The organism is uncultured Marinobacter sp. (assembly GCF_963974375.1).
Lineage (GTDB): Bacteria > Pseudomonadota > Gammaproteobacteria > Pseudomonadales > Oleiphilaceae > Marinobacter.
On the sequence record NZ_CAXBDN010000367.1, the window covers coordinates 1 to 3133 of the forward strand.

The 3133-nt window shown below is 60.5% G+C and carries 4 protein-coding genes; all 4 read left to right on the forward strand.

Translation table 11 applies throughout. The features are described 5' to 3' along the window. On the forward strand, positions 1 to 459 hold a 459-nt coding region (locus tag AAC035_RS20115; RefSeq protein WP_339806895.1), incomplete at its 5' end, for a cyanophycin synthetase. Further along, the gene (mraY, locus tag AAC035_RS20120; protein ID WP_339806896.1) at positions 444 to 1529 is read left to right on the forward strand and encodes a phospho-N-acetylmuramoyl-pentapeptide-transferase; all 1086 of its coding nucleotides are present in this window, start codon (positions 444 to 446) and stop codon (positions 1527 to 1529) included. The genes AAC035_RS20115 and mraY, both read left to right, overlap by 16 nt. 16 nt (positions 1530 to 1545) lie before the next feature. Next, entirely contained in the window at positions 1546 to 2895 is a 1350-nt protein-coding gene (gene murD / locus AAC035_RS20125; RefSeq protein ID WP_339806897.1) for a UDP-N-acetylmuramoyl-L-alanine--D-glutamate ligase, read from the forward strand. Then, positions 2892 to 3133 (forward strand): FtsW/RodA/SpoVE family cell cycle protein (locus AAC035_RS20130; RefSeq protein WP_339806898.1); only part of this gene is annotated, 242 nt, incomplete at its 3' end. The genes murD and AAC035_RS20130, both read left to right, overlap by 4 nt.

Consider the following 3133-nt stretch of genomic DNA (forward strand, 5'->3'; position numbering starts at 1 on the left):
GGCCTGGCCCAGGTCAGGCCAGCGAAGGGGCGGCTGCAGACCGAGGTGTTAGGCGAGCAGTTAACGGTAATTGATGACAGCTACAACGCCAACCCCGCGTCCATGAAGGCGGCATTGGCGGTGCTGGCATCTGCCACCGGCACCAGGGTGGCAGTTCTTGGTCCGATGGCGGAACTGGGGCCTGATTCCCTGCGGTTGCATCAGTCCGTGGGCGAACGCGCCCGGGAGCTGGGCATCGAACGTTTGATTGCCGTGGGTGACGACCGCAGTCAGGGCTATTGCGATGGCTTCGGTGGCAGTGCCGAGCGGGTTGAAAATCATGAGCAGGCGGTGGAACGCCTGTTGTCCGGAAACACGGGAAGCCAGACGGTACTGGTGAAGGGCTCTCGTAGTTCTGCCATGGACCAGGTGGTGAAAAGCCTAAAAAACAAGGTAAACAACTCATGCTGCTCTGGCTGACAGAGTTTCTGTCACAGTACTTCACACAACTGACGGTGTTTCAGTACCTGACCTTGCGGGGGATTTTTGGCGTTCTGACAGCGCTGTTGATTTCCCTGCTGGTAGGTCCGTTGATGATCCGCAAACTCAGTCAGTATCAGATTGGTCAGGCGGTGCGCAACGACGGCCCCCAGACCCACCTGAGTAAAGCCGGTACGCCCACCATGGGTGGCGCGCTGATTCTGGTGGCCATAGCGGTGAGCACCTTGCTGTGGGCTGACCTCAGTAACCGTTATGTGTGGATTACCCTGCTGGTAACCCTGCTGTTCGGTGCTATTGGCTGGGTCGACGATTACCGCAAGGTGGTGGAGCGTAATCCCCGCGGGCTGCCAGCCCGCTGGAAGTATTTCTGGCAGTCCGTGGTGGGCGTCGGAGCAGCCATCGCATTGTTCTACAGCGCAACCTTGCCTCAGGAAACATCGCTTTACCTGCCCTTCGTCAAGAGTGTATCGCTGACGCTGGGGCCGGTGCTGTTCATCGTATTGAGCTATTTCGTCATTGTCGGCAGCAGTAACGCAGTCAACCTGACCGATGGCCTCGACGGTCTGGCGATTCTGCCAACGGTCATGGTAGGCGGCGCGCTCGGCATATTTGCCTATGTCTCGGGTCACTTCCAGTTCGCCAATTATCTGCTGATTCCGCATCTGCCGGGCAGTGGCGAGCTGATTGTATTCTGCGGAGCACTGGTGGGCGCCGGCCTGGGGTTTCTCTGGTTCAACACCTACCCGGCGCAGGTGTTCATGGGAGATGTCGGTGCCCTGGCACTCGGCGCTGCCCTGGGTGTGGTGGCGGTGATTACCCGTCAGGAAATCGTGCTGTTCATCATGGGGGGAGTCTTCGTGATGGAAACCGTGTCGGTGATTCTGCAGGTAGCGTCGTTCCGGCTGACCGGCCGCCGGATATTCCGGATGGCGCCGTTACACCACCATTTTGAATTGAAGGGCTGGCCAGAACCCAGAGTGATTGTCCGTTTCTGGGTGATCACGGTAGTGCTGGTACTGATCGGCCTTGCAAGCCTGAAACTGCGTTGAGGGAACAGGAAATCTTATGTCCATGATCACTTCAGATCGTCGCACACTGGTCGTAGGGCTCGGTAAAACCGGGCTCTCCTGCGTGCGCTATCTGATGGGTCTTGGCCGCGCCGTTGCGGTGGCCGATTCCCGCTCCCGGCCACCGGGTCTGAGCGAACTCAGAGCGCAATGGCCGGAGCTGGAAGTGCGCACCGGCGAGTTCGACGCAGACTGGTTCGCCTCCTTCAACGAGCTGGTGGTCAGCCCGGGCATTGCGGTCACCGAAACCGCTATTGCGGCGGCGGCCGCTGCCGGCGCGCAGATCCGCGGTGACATTGATCTGTTCGCCGAAGCCGCAACGGCGCCCATCGTGGCCATCACCGGCTCCAATGGAAAAACCACGGTGACAACTCTGGTGGGTGAAATGGCCAGGGCCAGCGGCGTGCGCGTGGCTGTCGGCGGCAATATCGGAACGCCCGCACTGGATCTGCTCGCTGAGCCGGCCGATCTCTACGTTCTGGAGCTGTCCAGTTTCCAGCTGGAAACCACCCATGAGCTGAATGCCCACGCGGCCACCATTCTCAATGTCAGCGATGATCATCTGGATCGCTACCCGTCGAAAATGGCCTATTACCAGGCCAAGCAACGGATTTTCCGGGGTGCGAAAACGGCGGTGGTGAATCTGGATGATGCCCTCAGCACGCCCATGGCCCGAGACACCTTGCGCTTCATTTGCTTCGGCGCCCACCGCATCAATCCGGAAACGCTCAGCACCCGGGACGACGATGAGGGCACCTGGATTACCTGGGGCTTTGACAACCTGCTGAATACGTCGCGTCTGAAGCTGGCGGGTCACCACAATGTCAGCAATGTGATGGCAGCACTGGCCCTTGGCCACGCCGCAGGCTTGCCATTTCCTGTCATGGTTGAGGCAGCTGTCGCCTTTCCGGGCCTGCCCCATCGCTGTGAGCATGTTGCCTGCGTTGGCGGTGTCGATTACTTCAACGATTCCAAAGGCACCAATGTGGGCGCAGCGGTAGCGGCCCTTGAAAGTCTTGCCCCTGCGCGTAGTGACCAGAAGCTGGTGCTGATCGCTGGTGGTGAGGGCAAGGGCGCTGACTTTACTCCCCTGGCTGGCCCTGTTGAGCGTCATTGCCGGGCCGTGGTCCTGATGGGCTGCGACGCGCCGCTGCTGAGCGGGGTTCTGGAGGGTAAGGCACCGTTGCTGGCGGCGGTAACCATGGCGGACGCCGTGAAGCAGGCAGCCGCTGTTGCCCGCCCGGGTGACCGGGTGCTGTTGTCTCCGGCCTGCGCCAGCTTTGATATGTTCCGCGATTACGAAGACCGGGGCGTCCAGTTCCGACAGGCCGTGGAGGCATTGCAATGAGTGCCGCTGCCATCGCCACTCTACGTCGCAATACGATGCTGGCAGAGCCTTTGCCCTGGCTGGTGCTCACCGCATCAGCGTTGCTGCTGCTGGGTGTAGTGATGATCGCTTCGGCGTCCATGGATATGGCGGCGGCCACCATGGGCAACAGCTACCACTATGCTATCCGCCAGCTTATTTTCGCCGGCATCGGTTGCACCCTGGCGCTGGCTGCGGCCAATGTGCCCATTTCCTGGTG